Genomic DNA, 20,460 nt, shown 5'->3' with positions numbered 1-20,460 from the left:
GCGCAAGGAACGTGGCCGGCCCAAGCTCTAGCCTGCACCCGACTTAGCTCGCGCGAGTGCAACGCCATGGCCTTCATCACCCTGCCTCTTCTTGTCGCCGGCCGGCTGCCCATACCGGCGGTTGAGCTGCTGGCGACGCGCCTGCTGCGACGTGTCCTGGGTGCCCATCCCGGCCTGTTCGACCGGCTGGGCCAATACGGCACCAGCCAGTTCGTGTTCGAGCCCGAGGAACTCCCCTTTGCCTTCGGCGTCCGCCCGGCAGCCAGATCGGTTTCCGTACGCCGCCGCGGCCGCTTCCTGCGCAACGATGTCACCATCAGCGGTCCACTGCTGGTGATGCTCGCGCTCGCCGAGGGCAGGGTCGATGGCGATACCGAGTTCTTCTCGCGCCGGCTCCGCATCGAAGGCGACATGGAAGCGGCGCTGGCGCTGCGCAATGCGCTCGACGACACAAGGCTCGACCTGCCGCAGATCCTTGCGCCGCGCAGCGGCCCTGCGCGTCCGGCGATCGGGAAGCTGCTCGCTATCGCCCGTGACCGGCTGCTGGCGGACATCGTCTGATGGAGCTCATCTGCCCCGCCGGTACGCTTGCCGCCTTTCGGGACGCCGTCGATGCGGGCGCCGATGCGGTCTACTGCGGCTTCCGCGACGAGACCAACGCCCGCAACTTCCCCGGCCTCAACCTGACGCGCGACGAGCTCGGCGCCGCAATCGCCTACGCCCGCCCCCGAGGCGTCAGGACGCTGGTCGCCATCAACACCTTCATGCGCCAGGGTAACGAGAGGCTGTGGACCAGCGCGGTGGACGACGCCGCCAGCCTGGGCGCCGACGCGCTGATCCTCGCCGACATCGGACTGCTCGGCTATGCGGCCGAGCGCTGGCCCGAAAAGCGCCGGCATTTGTCCGTGCAGGCGGGGGCGGCCAACTCTGACAGTATCGCATTCTATGTCGAGGCCTTTGGCGTGAAGCGGGTGGTGTTGCCGCGCGTCCTGTCGATCGCCGAAGTCGCGGCGCTGACGCGAGCCGTGAGCTGCGAAACCGAGGTCTTCGTTTTCGGCGGCCTGTGCGTGATGGAGGAGGGGCGCTGCTCGCTCTCGTCATACGCCACAGGCCGATCGCCCAACATGCATGGGGTGTGTTCGCCGGCCAGCCACGTCCGGTATCACGAGGATCGCGGCGAGACAGTGTCCGAACTCGGCGCCTTTACAATCAACCGCTTCCCGGCCGGCGAGCCGGCCGGCTATCCGACCATCTGCAAGGGTCGGTTCGCCGTAAATGGGGAGCCAGGCTATCTGTTCGAGGATCCGGTGAGCCTCGATGTGACCCAGCACCTCGGTGAGCTGGCTGCTGCAGGCGTCAGCGCCCTGAAGATCGAGGGCCGGCAGCGCGGTCGCGCCTATGTGGCCAAGGTGGTGGTAGAGTTCCGACGCGCCCTCGATGGCGTCGCGACAGCCGATGCCGCCGACCTCTCGACGATGAGCGAGGGACTGCGGACCACTGCGGGCCCCTACAACAAGGGATGGCGATGATGCGGCTCACCCTGGGTCCCGTCCTTTATCTGTGGGACACCGACACCTGGCTCGACTTCTACCGGCGCATCGCCGACGAGGCCGACGTCAACACCGTCGTGCTCGGAGAGGTCGTCTGCTCCAAGCGTCGCCACTTCCATGAACAACATCTGCCGGCGATGGTCGAACGCCTGCGCCGCGCCGGCAAGGCGGTGCGTCTCGCCTCGCTGGCGCTTATCACCCTCAGCCGCGAGCAGCGCAGCACGCACGATCTCACCCAAAGGGACGATGTGGAGATCGAGGCGAACGACATCGCCGCGCACCACACCGTCGCCGGACGGCGGCACGCCATCGGCCCTTTCGTCAACGTCTACAATGCGGCGACGGCAAAGGTGCTGGCCTGGCGAGGCGCGGCAAGCATCTGCCTGCCACCTGAATTGCCGGCCGCCTCGATAGCCGGCATCGCGGCCGCGGTGCCGGACGTCGAGCTCGAGGTATTCGCTTTCGGCCGCGCACCGCTGGCCATCTCCGTCCGCTGCGCTCACGCACGTCGCAAGGGACTGACCAAGGACAATTGCCGCTTCGTCTGCGGCGAGGAGCCCGACGGGCTGCTGGTCGAGACGCTCGATCGCCAGCCGTTCCTCGCCCTCAATGGCGTACAGACCATGTCGAGCACCTACAGCTCGCTGCTGGGCGAGCTGTCGCCGCTGTCGAAGCTTGGGGTGGGCGCCATGCGTCTCTCGCCACAACGCTGCGACATGGTCGCGGTCGCCGACACCTTCCGCGCCGCCGTCTCCGGGCGTCTATCGGGCGCCGAGGCACAAGGCCGGCTCGCCGAGCTGTGTCCTGGCGTCACGTTCAGCAACGGCGCCATTCACGGGCAGGCCGGCTACCTGAACGTACCGGCCGGCTAGACCATTTCGATGTGTCGAGAAGTCAAGGCAAATGAAGCCACAAGTTATCCGGCATTGCGTTAAGTCATGCCGGTCGTTAGTCTCCTAACCACTGGCCGTCACGCGCCGAGCCGAACCCGCGGCGGAGGTTGGGCGAATCTCCGCCAGATGCGTTGCAGCGACCCGACCGGATCGGGCGCTACCGACGAGGATGCCTGAGCATGAGCGTCGAACCTCTGTCACTCAAGCGCGCCTATGACCCGCCAGCGGACGTTGACGGCGTGCGTGTCCTGATCGACCGGCTGTGGCCGCGGGGGCTCGACAAGCAGCATGCGGCGATCGACGAATGGTTGAAGGATGTGGCGCCCAGCCCCGCGCTCCGGAAGTGGTTCAACCACGATCCCATACGGTGGCAGGAGTTCCGCCGGCGCTACCTGGCCGAACTCGCTGGCAACGAGGCCCTCGAGCGACTCCGTCGGCTGTCACACGAACATCACGTAACACTCGTCTACGCGGCCCGCGATACCGAGCACAATCACGCACTGGTCCTGCGCGACTTGCTCGAGGGAGCGGCGAGCGAGTCGTGAAGGACCTTGCCGACAATCCCCTCTGCCACATGCTCGGCTGCAGCCGGCCGATCGTCCTCGCGGGCATGGGTGGCGTCGCGCGGTCGGAACTGGTGGCCGCCGTCGCCGCCGCCGGGGGCTTCGGCTTTCTCGGCATGGTGCGGGAGTCGCCCGAACTGATCGCCGCTGAGGTCGGGCGGCTGCGCCGGCTCGGTATCGACCGCTTCGGGGTCAACATCATACCGGCGGCCACAGGCAGCGACCTGCTGGCGCGGCAGGTCGAGACGCTTCTCGCGCTTCGGGTGCCCGCCGTGACCCTGTTCTGGGACATCGACACGCGGCTCGTCCGCCGGCTGCGGGAGGCGGGCATTCTCGTCGTCTACCAGGTAGGTTCGGTGGCCGAAGCAGTCGACGCGGAACGGGCCGGGGCCCAGGTCATCATCGCCCAGGGCTGCGAGGCGGGCGGCCATGTCCGCGGTGCCACGCCACTGCAGTCATTATTGCCCGCGGTGGCCGGCGCGGTGCAGGTGCCGGTGCTGGCCGCTGGCGGACTCTCTACCGGTGGCGACCTCATTGCAGCCTTGTCGCTTGGGGCGGAGGGGATCGTGCTGGGGACGGCGCTGCTGGCGGCTGAAGAGTCGTTCGCGCACGACCATCACAAGCACCGTCTGCTCGCGGCGAAGGCGGGCGACACGCTGCTGACCGAAACCTTCCACATCAATTGGCCGCATGGTGCCCGGGTGCGGGTGTTGGCGAGCGCCGTGACTGCAGGTAAGCGGGGGCGGGAGGTGGAGGGCGAGCGCGTCGTCATAGGCGACGAGGATGGTCGCCCGATCTACCTGTTCAGTACGGATTCTCCGTTGCGTTCCACGACGGGCGACCTCGAGTCCATGGCGCTGTATGCCGGCACCGGGGTGGGCATGATCCATGCAATCAGAAGCGCCAGGGCCATCCTTGACGGGATTGTCGCGGAGGCGGAGCAACTGATCGCGTCGACCTGCACGTCACCAGACGACGCCGCCGAAGCCAGTTCTTCAGTCTGTTATGCCGGCGAGATGGGCGGCACCTACATGGGAATGATGGATGCCGCTGCAGCGGGGGACGAAGCGGCGAAGCTTGCCGGCGCGCTCGCCGCGGTGCTGGCGCAGCGGCCGCCGCGCGACGCGAACGCGCCGCCGTTTTCCTCCGAGGCCCTGGACCTGTCGCCAAGGCTGCTGGCGCTGACCTTGCTTGCCGGCGGCCGACAGGCACGGACCCTGTCGCCGCCAATGCAGCCGGACGTGTCCCCCGCCGACCTGTCGGGGCGGATCGGCCTGCTGTCGGCTCGCGTCCCGGAAGGCGCGTTGCGGACCGCCCTGGTTTCCCTGCGATCGGCCCTCGAGCGCACGGTCTGGCCAGATGCGGGCACGGCACTGCGTCAAACCGCAGAAACCTGATGCTGCCGGGAACGCTGGCTGTCGTTCGTGCATCCAATGGGCAGAGGCGGAGGGTTTCCGCCCATCAGGAGCCTGCAATGATCAAATCAACCCTCGTCGCCATGCTCGCCGTTCTGGCGCTCGGCGGCGCCGCACTCGCCCATGATGTACCGACCGACGCGCAGATTGCGCATATCGCCTACACGGCCGGGCAGCTCGACATCGCAGAGGCCGAGCAGGCGCTGCAGAAGAGCAAGAACCCCGATGTGATCGCCTTTGCCGAATTGATGGCGCGCGACCACAAGGCGGTCAACGACGAGGCCCTGGCCCTGCTCGGCAAGCTCGGCGTTACTCCCGAGGACAATCCGACGAGCCAGAAGCTTGCCGCCGATGCCGCAGCCAAGCTCAAGGAACTGAGCGCCCTGGACGGTCCGGCTTTCGACGTCGCCTACGTGGCGAACGAGGTGACCTTCCATCAGGCGGTGAACCTGGCCCTGGGTACGGTGCTGATTCCCGCCGCGCAGAACGCCGACCTCAAGGCGCTGCTGGTCACCGGACTGACGCTGTTCACCGAGCACCAGCAGCATGCCGAACACCTGGCCACGCAGGTGAAGTGACCATGCGCGTCCTGGTCCTTGCCCTCGCGATTGCCCTGCAGCTCGCCCCCGGGGGGAGCGCTGCGGCGGAATACACCATCGTCGTCTCGGCGATGAAATTCGGGCCCGTGCCGGCGGGACTGCGGGCCGGCGATACGGTCGTGTGGCGGAATGATGATATGTTCCGCCATACGGCAACTGCCCGGGACGGCAGCTTCGACGTCGATCTGCCCCCCGGCACATCTGCATCGGTGGTTGCCGGCGAGCCCGGTAGTATCGAGTTCTTCTGCAAGTTCCACCCCGGCATGACCGGTACGCTCATGGTCGGGCCATGAGCTCCATAGCGAACGTGGAGGATGAGATGAGGACTGCGCCGAGTTTGGTCCGGATCGTTCATCGAGACCTCGACCAGTTTGCCGACGGCGAATTGGTCGGGCTCGCTCGCGGGGGTGACGAAGCGGCCGTTCGCTTGCTCGTCCGTCGTCACAACCAGTTGCTGTTCCGTGTCGCGCGATCGATCCTGGGCAGCGACGCCGACGCCGAGGATGCGGTCCAGGCGGCCTATATCGCCGCTTTCCGCAACCTCGACAGTTTCCGCGACGGCGCCCGGTTCTCGACCTGGCTGACCCGGATCGCCATCAACGAGGCACTGTCGCAAAGGCGGCGGCAGCGATCGACCGTCGGGCTCGAGCAGGTCGATATCGAGGGGCGCAGCCAGGTCATACCCTTCCCCGGGCCCGATGCCCCTGATCCGGAGGTCGAGATGTCTCGCAAGGAAGTACGCACCCTGCTCGAACAGCTCATCGACGACCTGCCGCCGCCGTTTCGAACCGTCTTCGTCCTGCGGGAGGTGGAAGGACTCGGCGTGGAGGAGATCGCCGAGCAACTCGACCTCCAGCCCGAGACGGTCAGGACGCGGGTCTTTCGCGCGCGCCGACTGCTGCGCACCGGCGTGGAGCGACAGCTGGAAGGCTCATTCGGTGGCTTGTTTCCATTCGCAGGGACGCGCTGCGAGGCGATGGCTGATCGTGTTGTCGCGAGGCTTCGGACACCGCAGCGCTAGTCGCGCAGCCGGGGATTCCCCTGCGCAGCACGTCAGGAATGCGGGCATCGAGCTGCGTCGACACACGTCCTGATGCGTGCTGCTCCTGGATCGGGGGGCAACAGGTGCCCCCCGTGCTTCAGGCAGCAGGGTTTGGGGATGTCAGCTCACGAAAAAGGGCTGCGTTCCATGCGCTTCGATGGCTCCGGCCAGTCGCGCGAGCGCGTGGACATACGCGGCGGTACGCATGCTGATGCCGCGCGCGCTGGCGATGTCCCAGACCGCCCCTCCCTCGCGTTCCACGATGCGCAGCAGACGGGCGTGGATCTCTTCGAGATCCCAGTAGTAGCCCTGCCGGTTCTGCACCCACTCGAAATACGACACGGTCACGCCGCCGGCATTGGCGAGGATATCGGGGAGCACCACGACACCCTTGCTCTCCAGCACCTTGTCGCCGTCGGGTGTGACGGGACCGTTGGCCAGTTCCAGCACCACCTTGGCTTGCACTGACGCAGCGTTGCCCTCGTGGATCATGTCCTCGAGCGCGGCGGGCACCAGCAGGTCGCACTCGGTGGCAATGAGCGCCTCGGGGGAGATGACCTCGGCGCCCAACTGCGCCGCCAGCGCAACCAGCGACTGGCCTGCGGCCTTGCCCGCGATCATCGCCGCCGTATCGAGCCCATCCGCCCTGCGGATGGCGCCGCTGGAATCGGAAGCGGCGACGACGAGGTGGCCGTCCTTGGCGGCGAGCTGGGCATAGAACTGGCCGGCGTTGCCGAAGCCCTGGATGACAACACGGTGCTGGGCCGGCAGCCGCAGCTGGTCGGCGAGATGGCGGACCAGATAATAGCCGCCGCGCGCGGTCGCGTCGTTGCGACCAAGCGAGCCGCCCAGCGCGATCGGCTTGCCGGTGATCACGGCCGGGGTAACGGCGCCCACGATCTGGCTGTACTCGTCCGCCATCCAGCCCATGATCATTGAGTTCGTGTAGACATCGGGAGCCGGAATATCCCGATCCGGGCCGACGACGCGTGAGAAGGCCTGCATGTAGGCGCGGCTGAGCCGCTCCAGCTCGGACTTGGACAACCGGCGCGGGTCGACCTGCACCGCGCCCTTGCCGCCGCCGTAGGGCAGGTTCATGACCGCGCACTTGAAGGTCATCCAGAAGGCGAGGGTCTCGACCTCGGCCTCGGTGGCGTCGGGGTGGAAGCGGATGCCTCCCTTGGTCGGCCCACGGGTATCGTCGTAGCGGCAGCGCCAGGCGAGAAACGACTTCCGCGATCCGTCATCCATGCGGATCAGCAGCCGCATCTTGGTCGTCTCGCGCGGATACTTCAGCTTCTCGATGACGTCCTGGTCAATCTTCAGATGACTCGCGGCGGTCTCAAGGCGCTGCAGGGCGCGATCCAGCAAGGTTTCGTCAGTCATGATGGAGAGTCCCAAGTGGAGTTTATCTTGGCCCCGGACGCGGGCGGGGCTTTCTGCCATGCCGCGTTACGCTTGGTCAACGACACTGACCAAGTTCTCGAGTGATTCCCAGGCAACCTGCCTCCCTGCCGAGCAGGATCTGCACAAGGATCAGGCAGGCTTCGAGCCCCGGATACGGCAGCGCTGCTGATCGCACTCCGCGTTTGATCCGCGGCGGCACGCTGCAAAGGCCGCTTGTTACGACAAGACTGGGTGCGTCCTCTGGAACCTCAAAGGCAGAGCGAGCGTCCCGCATCACGGGTGGTCTTGCGCAGGATGAGTTGTAGTCGGACCCGGGCGGCTGCGTGCTAGCCCCTTGCGGACGCCGGTCCTTTTCAGTAGAGGGAGGGCCGCAGGTTTTAGGGGTATAGCTCAGTTGGTAGAGCATCGGTCTCCAAAACCGAGGGTCGCGGGTTCAAGTCCTGCTGCCCCTGCCACCTGCAGCTCCCTCCAAGCCTAGTCTGAGCTGCTGCGTATCACGCGTGCTCCAGCTCCAGTGTGCCTGGCCTCCTCGCTGCGAGGAACTCCGGCGAGATCGACCGTTTGGGCGAGTCTGCGTTCGGCTTCCCGGGCTTCACTCTATGATCGCCGCGGCGTGGTCGAAGCAGGGGGGCATTGACGGATGTCTGGAGGTATCGAAGCAGTTGACATGCGCCTGTCATTGGGGCTTGCAATAGATCAGGCAAGCCATTAGATACCGCTTCCCAGCCGCCCGGGGTGACTCGCGCGGTTATTGGTTTTTGGCCGCAAGGCCATTTCGAAAGTAGGGCTGATGGCTGCCGTTAACCCCCTGAAATTTCTGCAAGAGGTTCGCCAGGAGGTTGGCAAGGTTTCGTGGCCGACGCGGCAGGAAACGTTGATCTCCACGGTGATGGTTCTGATCATGGTGGTTCTCGCCAGCGTCTTCTTTCTCGCCGCCGACCAGATTATCGCCTGGCTCGTGCAGCTGATGCTGTCGATCCGCTGAGCGCGGCAAACGGATATCTAGGAGCTACGGCGCGGCATGGCCAAACGCTGGTACATCGTTCAGGCTTACTCGAACTTCGAGCGCAAGGTCGCTGAGGACATCAAGCAGAAGGTCGCTCAGAAGAAGCTCGAGGAATTGTTCGACGACGTGATCGTCCCGACCGAGAAGGTCGTGGAGATGCGCCGTGGCCGCAAGGTCGATGCCGAGCGCAAGTTCTTCCCGGGCTACGTGCTGGTGAAGATGGAAATGACCGACCAGGCGTTCCACCTCATCAAGAACACACCCAAGGTGACCGGCTTCCTCGGCTCGGGCGACAAGCCCATGCCGATCTCGGAAAAGGAAGCCATGGCCATCCTGCAGCAGGTGCAGGAAGGCGTCGAGCATCCCAAGCCGTCGGTCTCGTTCGAGGTTGGCGAGCAGGTACGCGTTTCGGACGGCCCGTTCGCGAGCTTCAATGGCGTTGTGGAAGAGGTCGACGAGGAGCGTTCGCGCCTCAAGGTGGAAGTCTCGATCTTCGGGCGTCCGACGCCCGTCGAGCTGGAATACGGCCAGGTCGAGAAGGTCTGACCTTCGAGTTCTGCCCTGTCGTCGCGAAAGCACGACCGAAGTAGAAGTGCAAGAATTCGGCGTAAGCCGATGCGGTAGCTGAGAGGTTACCGGAAAACCGTGGGAGGGTAGGGCGCTGCCAGGCGCTCGTAAGTCCCGGACCACGGCGTCTCACCGCCCGGGTGACGCCGGGCAGCGTTTGAAAGGACGTATCATGGCAAAGAAGATTACTGGCTACCTGAAGCTTCAGGTCCCGGCCGGCTCGGCGACGCCGTCGCCGCCGATCGGCCCCGCGCTCGGCCAGCGCGGCCTCAACATCATGGAATTCTGCAAGGCTTTCAACGCCAAGACCGCAGATCAGGAAAAGGGCGCTCCGACTCCGGTCGTGATCACCATTTATGCGGACAAGAGCTTCACGTTCGAAACCCGCCTGCCGCCGGTCACCTACCTGATCAAGAAGGCCGTGAACCTGAAGTCCGGCTCCAAGCTCCCGGGCAAGGAATCGGCCGGCACCATCACGCAGAAGCAGATCCGTGCGATCGCCGAAGCGAAGATGAAGGATCTCAACGCCTACGACGTCGAGCAGGCCGTGAGCATGATCGCCGGTTCCGCCCGTTCGATGGGCCTGCAGGTGGAGGGCTGATAGATGAGCAAGCTCGGTAAGCGTACCGTCGCAATCCGCGAAGGCATCGACCGCAAGAAGCTTTATGGTGTCGAAGAAGCCATCAAGCTGGTCAAGGAACGTGCCAAGGCCAAGTTTGACGAGACCGTCGAAATCGCCTTCAACCTGGGTGTCGATCCGCGTCACGCCGACCAGATGGTCCGCGGCGTGGTGAACCTGCCCAACGGCACCGGCAAGACCGTTCGCGTCGCCGTGTTCGCCAAGGACGCCAAGGCTGACGAGGCCCGCAAGGCCGGCGCCGACATCGTTGGTGCGGAAGATCTCGTCGAGATCGTCCAGTCGGGCAAGATCGAGTTCGATCGCGTCATCGCGACCCCGGACATGATGCCGCTCGTCGGTCGCCTCGGTAAGATCCTGGGCCCGCGCAACCTGATGCCGAACCCAAAGGTCGGCACCGTGACTCCGGACGTCGCCGGTGCGGTCAAGGCCGCCAAGGGTGGCGCTGTGGAGTTCCGTGTCGAGAAGGCGGGCATCCTGCACGCCGGCGTCGGCAAGGCCTCGTTCTCCGAGGAAGCGCTGCTGCAGAACATCAAGGCGTTCGCGGATGCCGTGAACAAGGCGAAGCCGTCCGGCGCCAAGGGCACCTACGTGAAGCGCGTCGCCGTTTCGTCGACCATGGGCCCTGGCGTCCATGTCGATCCGTCGTCGGTCCACTAAGACCGGCGCATCCAGTTTCCGGCGGCCTCGGTCGCCGGAGATGCCGATCGCGAGATCGGCAGAAGTCCTGTCCGAGACTGCGGGTACGCCGCAAGGCGCCTAAACTTAAGAGGCCCGCATAGATGGGGTGAAGACCGGAATTCGTTCCGGTTCGAACCAGGCCAGTTGCCGCCAACGGGGCATTTCGCCCTCCGACGGTCAGCCGGTTGACAGGCATCAACCGCTGCACTCCCGAAACGGAGGGCAGCAATTGGCAGAAGTCCACGACCTATCCAGTGGACTTAATGTGGAGACTAGCAGTGGAAAGAGCGGAAAAGCGTGACGTTATCACGTCGCTCCAGTCGTCGTTCGCGGCGGCCGGGTCGATCGTGGTCGCTAAGAACGCCGGCCTGACCGTTGCCGACCTGGAGACCCTGCGCAAGCAGATGAAGCAGGCCGGCGGCTCGATCAAGGTCGCCAAGAACCGCCTTGCCAAGCTTGCTCTGAAGGAAACCGACAACGCCGACATCTCGGGCCTGTTCACCGGCCCGACCGTCGTCGCCTTCGCCAAGGATCCCATGACCGCGCCGAAAGTCGCGGCCGCTTTCGCCGACAAGAACCAGAAGTTCGTGGTTCTCGGCGGCGCCATGGGCAAGACCGGGCTCGACGCCAACAACGTCAAGGCGCTCGCCACGATGCCGTCGCTGGACCAGCTTCGCGCCACGCTCGCAGGGATGCTCAAGCAGCCCGGCACGCGTATCGCGTCTGTCCTGCAGGCTCCGGGCGGTGCGGTTGCACGGGTCATCTCGGCTCACGCCGAAAAGGGCAACGCCGCATAGGCATGACTACCACGTGGGGCCATCCTGGCCCTCCACGGTTCGAACTGACACAGAAACACGAAAGTGAACTCAAATGGCTGATCTCGCCAAACTCGTAGACGACCTCTCGGCTCTCACCGTCCTCGAGGCTTCGGAACTGTCGAAGATGCTCGAAGAGAAGTGGGGCGTTTCGGCTGCCGCTCCGGTCGCCGTCGCTGCCGCCGGTCCGGCCGCTGCCGCCGCTCCGGTGGAAGAGAAGACTGAATTCGACGTGATCCTCGCCTCGTTCGGCGACAACAAGATCAACGTCATCAAGGAAGTCCGCGCCATCACCGGCCTCGGTCTCGGCGAAGCCAAGGCCCTCGTCGAAGGCGCTCCGAAGGCGATCAAGGAAGCTGCGTCCAAGGCCGAGGCCGAGGACATCAAGAAGAAGCTGGAAGCTGCCGGCGCCAAGATCGAACTCAAGTAAGTTCGTCTACGGACATGATCTGGGGCGGCGCGGAATATCCGCGCTGCCTCATTCCCGCCCCGGTGTCGAGTACAAGGGGCGTCGTCACCCGACGATTGGATGGTCGGGCAGGGACGCAAGACAGCGGCTCCGGGACCATGGTCCCGCAAGGGCCGCGCGAGCTTTAGTTGCGGAACTGAGGGCCTCCCTCCCATCGAGGCCCGGACTATCACACCAAGGCCGATGTCCTGATGCCCGACGGCTGATAGTCGGGCCTTTGGACATCTGCCTCCGAGACATCGAGAAAACTGAGGAGCTGGTATGGCTACCACGTTCAACGGCCGCCGCAAGGTACGCAAGTCTTTCGGCAGCATTCGCGAAGTCACGGAGATGCCCAATCTGATCGAGGTCCAGAAGGCCTCCTATGATCAGTTCCTCATCGTCGACGAGCCCAAGGGCGGTCGTGGCGACGAGGGGCTTCAATCCGTTTTCCGGTCGGTCTTCCCGATCACCGACTTTTCCAACACCGCTTCCCTCGAATTCGTGAAGTACGAGTTCGAGCAGCCGAAGTATGACGTCGACGAGTGCCGTCAGCGCGACATGACGTTCGCAGCGCCGCTCAAGGTCACGCTTCGCCTGATCGTGTTCGAAGTTGATGAGGAGACCGGCGCCCGCTCGGTCAAGGACATCAAGGAGCAGGACGTCTATATGGGCGACATGCCCTTCATGACGTCCAACGGCACGTTCATCGTGAACGGTACCGAGCGCGTGATCGTGTCCCAGATGCACCGCTCGCCCGGCGTGTTCTTCGACCACGACAAGGGCAAGACCCACTCGTCGGGCAAGCTGCTGTTCGCCGCCCGCATCATCCCGTACCGCGGGTCCTGGCTCGATATCGAGTTCGACGCCAAGGACATCGTCTATGCGCGCATCGACCGCCGCCGCAAGATTCCGGTGACGTCGCTGCTCAAGGCGCTCGGGATGGATGCCGAAGAGATTCTCGACACCTATTACGACACGGTTACCTTCGAGAAGACCAAGACCGGTTGGCAGAAGCCGTTCGACGCCGAGAAGATGAAGAACGCCAAGCCGACGTTCGACCTCATCGACGCCAAGACCGGCGATGTGGTGCATGAGGGCGGCAAGAAGCTCTCGCCGCGCCAGGCCAAGAAGCTCGCCGAGAACGGCCTCACCCATCTCGCTGTGGTTGAAGAGGACCTCTACGGCCAGTTCATCGCGCAGGACCTGGTCGACCTCAAGACCGGTGAGATCTTCGCCGAAGCCGGCCAGGAGATCGATGAGAAGCTGCTCAACAAGCTCAAGGACAAGGGCTTCGACGAGTTGCCGATCCTCGACATCGACCATGTCACCGTGGGCGCCTACATCCGCAACACGCTGGCGGTCGACAAGAATGAGTCCCGCGAGGATGCGCTGTTCGACATCTACCGCGTGATGCGTCCGGGCGAGCCGCCGACCGTCGAAACCGCCGAAGCCATGTTCAAGTCGCTGTTCTTCGACAGCGAGCGCTATGACCTCTCGGCCGTCGGCCGCGTGAAGATGAACATGCGCCTCGACCTCGACGTCGAGGACACTGTGCGCATCCTGCGTCCGGAGGACATCGTCGAGGTGGTCCGCACGCTGGTCGACCTGCGCGACGGCAAGGGCGAGATCGACGACATCGACAACCTCGGCAACCGCCGGGTGCGTTCGGTCGGCGAACTGATGGAGAACCACTACCGGCTCGGGCTGCTCCGCATGGAGCGCGCGATCAAGGAGCGCATGTCGTCGGTCGAGATCGACACCGTCATGCCGCAGGACCTGATCAACGCCAAGCCGGCGGCGGCCGCCGTGCGTGAGTTCTTCGGCTCGTCGCAGCTTTCGCAGTTCATGGACCAGACCAACCCGCTGTCGGAAGTCTCGCACAAGCGCCGCCTTTCGGCCCTCGGGCCTGGCGGTCTGACGCGCGAGCGCGCCGGCTTTGAAGTCCGCGACGTGCATCCGACCCACTATGGCCGTATCTGCCCGATCGAGACGCCGGAAGGCCCGAACATCGGCCTGATCAACAACCTGGCGACTTACGCCCACGTCAACAAGTACGGCTTCATCGAGACGCCGTACCGCAAGATCGTGGACGGCAAGGTGACCGACGAGGTCGTCTACCTGTCGGCCATGGAAGAGGCCAAGCACTACGTCGCGCAGGCGAACGCGCCCCTCAACGAGAAGGGCGAGTTCATCAACGACCTCGTGGTGGCGCGCCATGCCGGCGATAACGGCCTGACGCCCAAGGAGACGATCGACCTGATGGACGTTTCGCCCAAGCAGGTCATCTCGGTCGCCGCGTCGCTGATCCCGTTCCTCGAGAACGACGACGCCAACCGCGCCCTGATGGGCTCGAACATGCAGAAGCAGGCCGTGCCGCTGCTGCGTGCCGAGGCTCCGTTCGTGGGTACGGGCATGGAGAAGACCGTGGCCCGCGACTCCGGCGCCGCGATCGTCGCCAAGCGCAAGGGCATCGTCGACCAGGTGGACGCCACCCGTATCGTCATCCGTGCGACGGAAGAGACCGATCCGGGCAAGCCGGGCGTGGACATCTACAACCTGATGAAGTTCCAGCGCTCGAACCAGTCGACCTGCATCAACCAGCGCCCGCTGGTGGTGGTGGGCGACCATGTCGACGCGGGCGACATCGTTGCCGATGGCCCCTCGACCGACCTGGGCGATCTCGCCCTGGGCCGGAACGTGCTCGTCGCGTTCATGCCCTGGAACGGCTACAACTTCGAAGACTCGATCCTGCTTAGCGAAAAGATCGCCATGCAGGACGTTTTCACCTCGATCCACATCGAGGAATACGAAGTGATGGCCCGTGACACCAAGCTCGGTCCTGAGGAAATCACCCGCGACATCCCGAACGTCTCGGAAGAGGCGCTCAAGAACCTCGACGAAGCCGGTATCGTGCATATCGGTGCCGAGGTCGCGGCTGGCGACATCCTCGTGGGCAAGATCACGCCGAAGGGCGAAAGCCCGATGACGCCGGAAGAAAAGCTGCTTCGCGCCATCTTCGGCGAGAAGGCGTCGGACGTTCGTGACACCTCGCTCCGCGTTCCCCCGGGCGATGCTGGTACTGTCGTTGAAGTGCGCGTGTTCAACCGCCACGGCATCGACAAGGACGAGCGCGCCATGGCCATCGAGCGCGAGGAAATCGAGCGCTTGGCCAAGGACCGTGACGACGAGCAGTCGATCCTCGATCGCAACGTCTATGCGCGTTTGAAGGAAATGCTGTTCGGCAAGACCGCCACGACCGGCCCGAAGGGCTATGTCGCCGGCACCAAGCTGAACGACGCGACCTTCGACGCCCAGCCCCGGTCCAAGTGGTGGCAGTTCGCCCTTGAGGACGACAAGGTCATGGCCGAGATGGAGGCCCTCCACGCCCAGTACGAGGAGAGCCGCAAGCTGCTCGAGCAGCGCTTCATCGACAAGGTCGACAAGCTCCAGCGCGGTGACGAACTTCCGCCGGGCGTGATGAAGATGGTCAAGGTCTTCGTCGCCACCAAGCGCAAGATCCAGCCGGGCGACAAGATGGCCGGCCGTCACGGCAACAAGGGTGTGGTGTCCCGCATCGTGCCGATCGAGGACATGCCGTATCTGGAAGACGGCACCCACGTCGACATCGTGCTGAACCCGCTCGGCGTGCCCTCGCGCATGAACGTCGGTCAGATCCTCGAAACTCACCTCGGCTGGGCCTGCCGCGGCGTGGGCAAGAAGATCGACGAGATGGTCAAGATCTACCAGCAGAAGGGTGATCTGACGCCGCTCAAGAAGGAGATCAGCGCGCTGTACGAGGGCGATGACTATGTGTCCGACCTCGACGACGACTCGATCATCCGGCTTGGCGAGCACCTGTCGAAGGGCGTTCCGATTGCCACTCCGGTGTTCGACGGTGCCAAGGAAAGCGACATCGTCGAGATGCTGAACCGCGCCGGTCTTAAGACCTCCGGCCAGTCCAGCGTGTTCGACGGGCGGACCGGCGAGCAGTTCGACCGCCAGGTGACGGTTGGCTACATCTACATGCTGAAGCTCCACCACCTCGTGGACGACAAGATCCACGCGCGTTCGATCGGTCCGTACTCGCTCGTTACCCAGCAGCCGCTGGGCGGCAAGGCGCAGTTCGGCGGCCAGCGCTTCGGTGAGATGGAAGTGTGGGCGCTCGAGGCCTATGGCGCGGCGTACACGCTCCAGGAAATGCTGACGATCAAGTCGGACGACGTCGCCGGTCGCACCAAGGTCTACGAAGCGATCGTCCGCGGCGACGATACCTTCGAAGCGGGCATCCCCGAGAGCTTCAACGTTCTCGTCAAGGAAATCCGCTCTCTCGGCCTCAATGTCGAGCTGGATACGTTTGAAGGCGAGGCTCTGCCCCAGGGCGGCCCCGGCGACAACCAGCTCGCACCTCCTCAGAACGCGGCGGAATAAGGCTGCCACGTTCACCCCAACACCACTTCGGTGCGCTCCGGGCCTGAGACCCGGAGCCATCGATCAGAGGAGCTAAATACTGATGACCACTCATCACCACGTCATGGACCCGTTCAATCCGCAGGTCCCGGTGCAGATGTTCGATCAGATGAAGATCAGCATCGCCAGCCCGGAGAAGATCCTGAGCTGGTCCTACGGCGAGATCAAGAAGCCGGAGACGATCAACTACCGCACGTTCAAGCCCGAGCGCGACGGCCTGTTCTGCGCGCGCATCTTCGGGCCGGTGAAGGACTACGAGTGCCTGTGCGGCAAGTACAAGCGCATGAAGTTCAAGGGCGTGATCTGCGAGAAGTGCGGCGTTGAAGTCACGCTGTCGCGCGTCCGTCGTGAGCGCATGGGCCACATCGAGCTCGCCGCTCCGGTCGCCCACATCTGGTTCCTGAAGTCGCTGCCGTCGCGCATCGCGCTGCTGCTCGACATGACCCTCAAGGACATCGAGCGCATCCTCTACTTCGAGCAGTACGTCGTGCTGGACCCGGGCCTGACCCCGTTCGGCGTGAATGAGCTCGTCACCGAGGAGCAGTATCTCGACGCGCAGGACCAGTATGGTGCTGACACCTTCACCGCCAAGATCGGCGCTGAGGCCATCCGCGACCTGCTGCTCTCGCTCGACCTCGAGAAGATCGCCGCCGACCTCCGCGTCGAGATCGCCGAGGCGACCACCGAGCTGAAGCCCAAGAAGCTGGCCAAGCGCCTGAAAATCGTCGAGCAGTTCATCGTCTCGGGCAACAAGCCCGAGTGGATGATCATGACCGTCATCCCGGTCATTCCGCCGGAGCTTCGCCCGCTGGTTCCGCTGGATGGCGGTCGCTTCGCGACGTCCGATCTCAACGACCTCTATCGTCGCGTGATCAACCGCAACAACCGCCTGAAGCGGCTTATCGAACTGCGGGCACCCGATATCATCATCCGCAACGAGAAGCGCATGCTTCAGGAAGCGGTGGACGCGCTGTTCGACAACGGCCGCCGTGGCCGCACCATCACCGGTGCGAACAAGCGTCCGCTGAAGTCGCTCTCCGACATGCTCAAGGGCAAGCAGGGCCGGTTCCGCCAGAACCTGCTCGGCAAGCGCGTGGACTATTCTGGCCGTTCGGTGATCACCGTGGGTCCGGAGCTCAAGCTCCACCAGTGCGGCCTGCCCAAGAAGATGGCGCTCGAGCTGTTCAAGCCGTTCATCTACTCGCGCCTCGAGGCCAAGGGGCTGTCGTCGACCGTCAAGCAGGCCAAGAAGCTCGTCGAGAAGGAAAAGCCCGAGGTCTGGGATATCCTCGATGAAGTGATCCGCGAGCACCCGGTTCTCCTGAACCGCGCTCCGACCCTTCACCGCCTGGGCATCCAGGCGTTCGAGCCGCACCTGATCGAAGGCAAGGCGATCCAGCTGCATCCGCTCGTCTGCGCGGCGTTCAACGCCGACTTCGACGGTGACCAGATGGCTGTGCACGTCCCGCTGTCGCTGGAAGCGCAGCTGGAAGCCCGCGTGCTGATGATGTCGACCAACAACATCCTGCACCCGGCCAACGGCCAGCCGATCATCGTGCCGAGCCAGGACATCGTGCTGGGCCTCTATCACCTGTCGCTGATGAACGAGAAGGAGCCCGGCGAGGGCATGGCCTTCTCGGACATGGGCGAGCTCGAGCATGCCCTGGCTGCGGGTGCCGTGACCATGCACACCAAGATCAAGGGCCGCGTCGACGTCTACGACGAGAACGGCAATCATTCGACCGAGGTGGTGGAGACCACCCCTGGCCGCATGATGATCGGCAAGCTGCTGCCCAAGTCGGTGAAGGTTCCCTACGCCACGGCGAACCAGCTGATGACCAAGAAGATGATCTCCAAGATGATCGACACCGTCTATCGCGGTTGCGGTCAGAAGGAGACGGTCATCTTCTGTGACCGGATCATGGACCTGGGCTTCAAGCACGCCGCCCGCGCCGGCATCTCGTTCGGCAAGGACGACATGGTCATCCCGGCCTCGAAGTATAAGATCGTCGAGGACACGCGGAAGCTCGTCGAGGAGTTCGAGCAGCAGTACAACGACGGCCTCATCACCCAGGGCGAGAAGTACAACAAGGTTGTCGACGCCTGGGCCAAGTGCGGTGACAAGGTCGCCGAGGAGATGATGAAGGGTATCGCCGCGGTCAAGTTCGACCCGGAGACCGGTCGTCAGCTGCCGATCAACTCGGTCTACATGATGAGCCACTCGGGCGCCCGCGGCTCGCCGGCGCAGATGAAGCAGCTCGCCGGCATGCGCGGCCTGATGGCGCGTCCCGACGGCTCGATCATCGAGACTCCGATCACGGCCAACTTCAAGGAAGGCCTGAACGTTCTCGAGTACTTCAACTCGACCCACGGCGCCCGCAAGGGCCTCGCGGATACCGCGTTGAAGACGGCCAACTCGGGTTACCTGACCCGTCGCCTCGTCGACGTGGCACAGGACTCGATCATCACCGAGCTCGATTGCGGCACCGATCGCGGCCTGACGATGGAACCCATCGTCGATGCCGGCCAGGTCGTGGCGTCTCTGGGCCAGCGTATCCTCGGCCGCACCGCGGCGGACGATATCGTCAACCCGGAGAACGGCGACGTCATCGTCACCAGGGGCACGCTGCTTGGTGAAAAGGATGTCGAGCTCATCGAGAGCTACAAGGTGCAGTCGGTGCGTATCCGCTCGCCGCTGACCTGCGACCTCCGCGTCGGCTGCTGTGCCGCCTGCTATGGCCGTGACCTCGCTCGCGGCACGCCGGTCAACATCGGCGAAGCCGTTGGCGTTATCGCTGCGCAGTCGATCGGCGAGCCGGGCACCCAGCTCACCATGCGTACGTTCCACATCGGTGGCACGGCGCAGGTGGTGGACTCGTCCTATCTCGAGGCTGGTGCCGAGGGTAAGGTCGAGATCCGCAACCGCAACGTCGCCAAGATCGAGGGCGGTCAGCTGATCGCCATGGGCCGCAACGTGACGATCGCCATCCTCGACCCCGAGGGCAAGGATCGCGCCACGCACCGCGTTACCTATGGTGCCAAGCTCCGCGTCGATGATGGCGTTGAGGTCAAGCGCGGCCAGCGTATCGCCGAATGGGACCCGTACACCCGTCCGATCCTTGCGGAAATCGAAGGCGAAGTGGCCTTCGAGGACCTTGTGGACGGTGCATCGGTTGCGGAAACCACCGACGAGACGACCGGCTTCACCAAGCGCGTCGTCATCGATTGGCGCGGCAGCCAGCGCAACGATGCGCTGAAGCCGGCGCTCGCGATCAAGCGCGGCGACTCCGTCGTCAAGCTGGATCGCGGTGGCGAAGCCCGTTACCTGCTCTCGGTCGACGCCGTCATTGCGGTTGAGCCCGGCGAGAAGGTGTCGGCTGGTGACGTGCTCGCGCGTATCCCGCTCGAGAGCGCCAAGACCAAGGACATCACCGGCGGTCTGCCGCGTGTGGCCGAGCTGTTCGAGGCCCGTCGTCCGAAGGATCACGCGATCATTGCCGAAGCTACCGGCACGATCCGCTTCGGTCGCGACTACAAGAACAAGCGCCGCATCATCATCGAGCCGGCGGAAGAGGGTGCTGAGCCCGTCGAGTACCTGATCCCGAAGGGCAAGCCGTTCCACCTGCAGGAAGGCGACACCATCGAGAAGGGCGAATACGTCCTCGACGGCAATCCGGCCCCGCACGACATCCTGGCCATCAAGGGCGTGGAGGAGCTTGCTCGTTACCTCGTCAACGAGATCCAGGAAGTCTATCGGCTCCAGGGCGTGCTGATTAACGACAAGCACATCGAGGTGATCGTTCGCCAGATGCTGCAGAAGGTCGAGATCGTGAACCCGGGTGACTCGGGCATGCTCAAGGACGAGCAGCTCGACAAGCTGGACTTCGACGAACTCAATGACCAGCTGGTCGCGGACGGCAAGAAGCCGGCGACGGCCAACCCGGTGCTGCTCGGCATCACCAAGGCGTCGCTGCAGACCCGCTCGTTCGTGTCGGCCGCCTCGTTCCAGGAGACCACCCGCGTCCTCACCGAGGCGGCGGTTTCCGGCAAGGCCGACCTGCTCGAAGGCCTCAAGGAGAACGTCATCGTCGGCCGGCTCATCCCGGCTGGTACCGGTGCCGGCACGTCCAAGGCCAAGGGCATCGCGGCTCGCCGCGACGAGATGATCCTCGACGAGCGCCGCCGCCAGGCGGAGGCCGTCGCCATCCCGGCGCCGGACGCCGTGCCGTCCGAGCCGGCCGAGTAAGCGGTTCACAACGACGAAATTCGAAAGGGCCCTCCGGGGCCCTTTCTTTTTCTGCTTGCCAGCGGTTTGCCATCGAAGTGTCGCGCTGCTGGGCCTAGAAGGTGGGGGATAGAGGAGGGGG

General features: G+C 64.5%; 17 protein-coding genes and 1 tRNA gene. 17 read left to right on the top strand and 1 reads right to left on the bottom strand.

Features of this window, described 5'->3' with window-relative positions; all coding sequences use genetic code 11:
• Positions 1-66: 66 nt before the first annotated feature.
• The 8 genes from J0I99_RS02420 (at position 67) to J0I99_RS02385 (ending at position 6,041) form a co-directional block, all read left to right on the top strand.
• Positions 67-561: an SCP2 sterol-binding domain-containing protein gene (locus J0I99_RS02420; protein WP_291392360.1), complete on the top strand. Its 495-nt coding sequence runs from the start codon at positions 67-69 to the stop codon at positions 559-561.
• Positions 561-1,529, top strand: coding sequence for a peptidase U32 family protein (locus tag J0I99_RS02415; protein ID WP_291395573.1), 969 nt, complete (start codon positions 561-563; stop codon positions 1,527-1,529). The genes J0I99_RS02420 and J0I99_RS02415 overlap by 1 nt, the downstream gene beginning before the upstream one ends.
• A complete protein-coding gene (locus J0I99_RS02410) occupies positions 1,529-2,422 on the top strand; it encodes a U32 family peptidase (protein ID WP_291395801.1) in 894 nt (297 codons plus the stop codon). The genes J0I99_RS02415 and J0I99_RS02410 overlap by 1 nt, the downstream gene beginning before the upstream one ends.
• 200 nt (positions 2,423-2,622) lie before the next feature.
• Positions 2,623-2,988: a DUF488 domain-containing protein gene (locus J0I99_RS02405; RefSeq protein ID WP_291392355.1), complete on the top strand. Its 366-nt coding sequence runs from the start codon at positions 2,623-2,625 to the stop codon at positions 2,986-2,988.
• Positions 2,985-4,403 (top strand): nitronate monooxygenase, encoded by a 1,419-nt coding sequence (locus J0I99_RS02400; protein ID WP_291395572.1) that lies wholly within the window; start codon positions 2,985-2,987, stop codon positions 4,401-4,403. The genes J0I99_RS02405 and J0I99_RS02400 overlap by 4 nt, the downstream gene beginning before the upstream one ends.
• A 77-nt stretch (positions 4,404-4,480) precedes the next feature.
• Positions 4,481-4,999 (top strand): DUF4142 domain-containing protein, encoded by a 519-nt coding sequence (locus J0I99_RS02395; RefSeq protein ID WP_291395571.1) that lies wholly within the window; start codon positions 4,481-4,483, stop codon positions 4,997-4,999.
• A 2-nt stretch (positions 5,000-5,001) separates the two neighbouring features.
• Entirely contained in the window at positions 5,002-5,313 is a 312-nt protein-coding gene (locus J0I99_RS02390) for a cupredoxin domain-containing protein (protein ID WP_291395570.1), read from the top strand.
• A 26-nt stretch (positions 5,314-5,339) separates the two neighbouring features.
• On the top strand, positions 5,340-6,041 hold the full coding sequence (locus tag J0I99_RS02385; RefSeq protein WP_291395569.1) for an RNA polymerase sigma factor: 702 nt from the start codon (positions 5,340-5,342) through the stop codon (positions 6,039-6,041).
• A gap of 141 nt (positions 6,042-6,182) precedes the next feature.
• Here J0I99_RS02385 and J0I99_RS02380 read toward each other — a convergent pair whose 3' ends face one another.
• Complete coding sequence (locus J0I99_RS02380) at positions 6,183-7,448, bottom strand: Glu/Leu/Phe/Val dehydrogenase (protein WP_291395568.1); 1,266 nt, start codon at positions 7,446-7,448, stop codon at positions 6,183-6,185.
• A gap of 400 nt (positions 7,449-7,848) precedes the next feature.
• Here J0I99_RS02380 and J0I99_RS02375 point away from each other — a divergent pair.
• The 9 genes from J0I99_RS02375 (at position 7,849) to rpoC (ending at position 20,339) form a co-directional block, all read left to right on the top strand.
• Positions 7,849-7,924, top strand: a tRNA-Trp gene (locus J0I99_RS02375).
• Between the two features lie 335 nt (positions 7,925-8,259).
• Positions 8,260-8,454, top strand: a complete 195-nt coding sequence (gene secE, locus J0I99_RS02370; RefSeq protein ID WP_291390164.1) for a preprotein translocase subunit SecE — start codon at positions 8,260-8,262, stop codon at positions 8,452-8,454.
• A 36-nt stretch (positions 8,455-8,490) separates the two neighbouring features.
• Positions 8,491-9,021, top strand: coding sequence for a transcription termination/antitermination protein NusG (nusG, locus tag J0I99_RS02365; protein ID WP_273957950.1), 531 nt, complete (start codon positions 8,491-8,493; stop codon positions 9,019-9,021).
• 193 nt (positions 9,022-9,214) lie between these two features.
• The gene (gene rplK / locus J0I99_RS02360; RefSeq protein ID WP_291395567.1) at positions 9,215-9,643 is read left to right on the top strand and encodes a 50S ribosomal protein L11; all 429 of its coding nucleotides are present in this window, start codon (positions 9,215-9,217) and stop codon (positions 9,641-9,643) included.
• Positions 9,644-9,646: 3 nt separating this feature from the next.
• On the top strand, positions 9,647-10,339 hold the full coding sequence (rplA, locus tag J0I99_RS02355) for a 50S ribosomal protein L1 (RefSeq protein WP_291389586.1): 693 nt from the start codon (positions 9,647-9,649) through the stop codon (positions 10,337-10,339).
• Between the two features lie 299 nt (positions 10,340-10,638).
• The gene (rplJ, locus tag J0I99_RS02350; protein ID WP_291389585.1) at positions 10,639-11,157 is read left to right on the top strand and encodes a 50S ribosomal protein L10; all 519 of its coding nucleotides are present in this window, start codon (positions 10,639-10,641) and stop codon (positions 11,155-11,157) included.
• 73 nt (positions 11,158-11,230) lie between these two features.
• Complete coding sequence (gene rplL, locus J0I99_RS02345) at positions 11,231-11,605, top strand: 50S ribosomal protein L7/L12 (protein ID WP_291389583.1); 375 nt, start codon at positions 11,231-11,233, stop codon at positions 11,603-11,605.
• A 300-nt stretch (positions 11,606-11,905) separates the two neighbouring features.
• Positions 11,906-16,054 (top strand): DNA-directed RNA polymerase subunit beta, encoded by a 4,149-nt coding sequence (gene rpoB, locus J0I99_RS02340; protein WP_291395566.1) that lies wholly within the window; start codon positions 11,906-11,908, stop codon positions 16,052-16,054.
• An 82-nt stretch (positions 16,055-16,136) separates the two neighbouring features.
• Positions 16,137-20,339, top strand: coding sequence for a DNA-directed RNA polymerase subunit beta' (gene rpoC, locus J0I99_RS02335; RefSeq protein ID WP_291395565.1), 4,203 nt, complete (start codon positions 16,137-16,139; stop codon positions 20,337-20,339).
• Positions 20,340-20,460: the final 121 nt, after the last annotated feature.

It is taken from the genome of Devosia sp., from assembly GCF_017307495.1.
GTDB lineage: Bacteria > Pseudomonadota > Alphaproteobacteria > Rhizobiales > Devosiaceae > Devosia_A.
Note: the sequence above shows the minus strand (reverse complement) of the source record. Positions and strands in the feature narration are given on the sequence as shown.

Excerpts from the sequence above, each read along its gene's own strand:
- J0I99_RS02420 (WP_291392360.1), top strand. The coding sequence starts at position 67 with ATGGCCTTCATCACCCTGCCTCTTCTTGTCGCCGGCCGGCTGCCCATA.
- J0I99_RS02415 (WP_291395573.1), top strand. The coding sequence starts at position 561 with ATGGAGCTCATCTGCCCCGCCGGTACGCTTGCCGCCTTTCGGGACGCC.
- J0I99_RS02410 (WP_291395801.1), top strand. The coding sequence starts at position 1,529 with ATGCGGCTCACCCTGGGTCCCGTCCTTTATCTGTGGGACACCGACACC.
- J0I99_RS02405 (WP_291392355.1), top strand. The coding sequence starts at position 2,623 with ATGAGCGTCGAACCTCTGTCACTCAAGCGCGCCTATGACCCGCCAGCG.
- J0I99_RS02395 (WP_291395571.1), top strand. The coding sequence starts at position 4,481 with ATGATCAAATCAACCCTCGTCGCCATGCTCGCCGTTCTGGCGCTCGGC.
- J0I99_RS02390 (WP_291395570.1), top strand. The coding sequence starts at position 5,002 with ATGCGCGTCCTGGTCCTTGCCCTCGCGATTGCCCTGCAGCTCGCCCCC.
- J0I99_RS02385 (WP_291395569.1), top strand. The coding sequence starts at position 5,340 with ATGAGGACTGCGCCGAGTTTGGTCCGGATCGTTCATCGAGACCTCGAC.
- J0I99_RS02380 (WP_291395568.1), bottom strand. The coding sequence starts at position 7,448 with ATGACTGACGAAACCTTGCTGGATCGCGCCCTGCAGCGCCTTGAGACC.
- secE (WP_291390164.1), top strand. The coding sequence starts at position 8,260 with ATGGCTGCCGTTAACCCCCTGAAATTTCTGCAAGAGGTTCGCCAGGAG.
- nusG (WP_273957950.1), top strand. The coding sequence starts at position 8,491 with ATGGCCAAACGCTGGTACATCGTTCAGGCTTACTCGAACTTCGAGCGC.
- rplK (WP_291395567.1), top strand. The coding sequence starts at position 9,215 with ATGGCAAAGAAGATTACTGGCTACCTGAAGCTTCAGGTCCCGGCCGGC.
- rplA (WP_291389586.1), top strand. The coding sequence starts at position 9,647 with ATGAGCAAGCTCGGTAAGCGTACCGTCGCAATCCGCGAAGGCATCGAC.
- rplL (WP_291389583.1), top strand. The coding sequence starts at position 11,231 with ATGGCTGATCTCGCCAAACTCGTAGACGACCTCTCGGCTCTCACCGTC.
- rpoB (WP_291395566.1), top strand. The coding sequence starts at position 11,906 with ATGGCTACCACGTTCAACGGCCGCCGCAAGGTACGCAAGTCTTTCGGC.
- rpoC (WP_291395565.1), top strand. The coding sequence starts at position 16,137 with ATGACCACTCATCACCACGTCATGGACCCGTTCAATCCGCAGGTCCCG.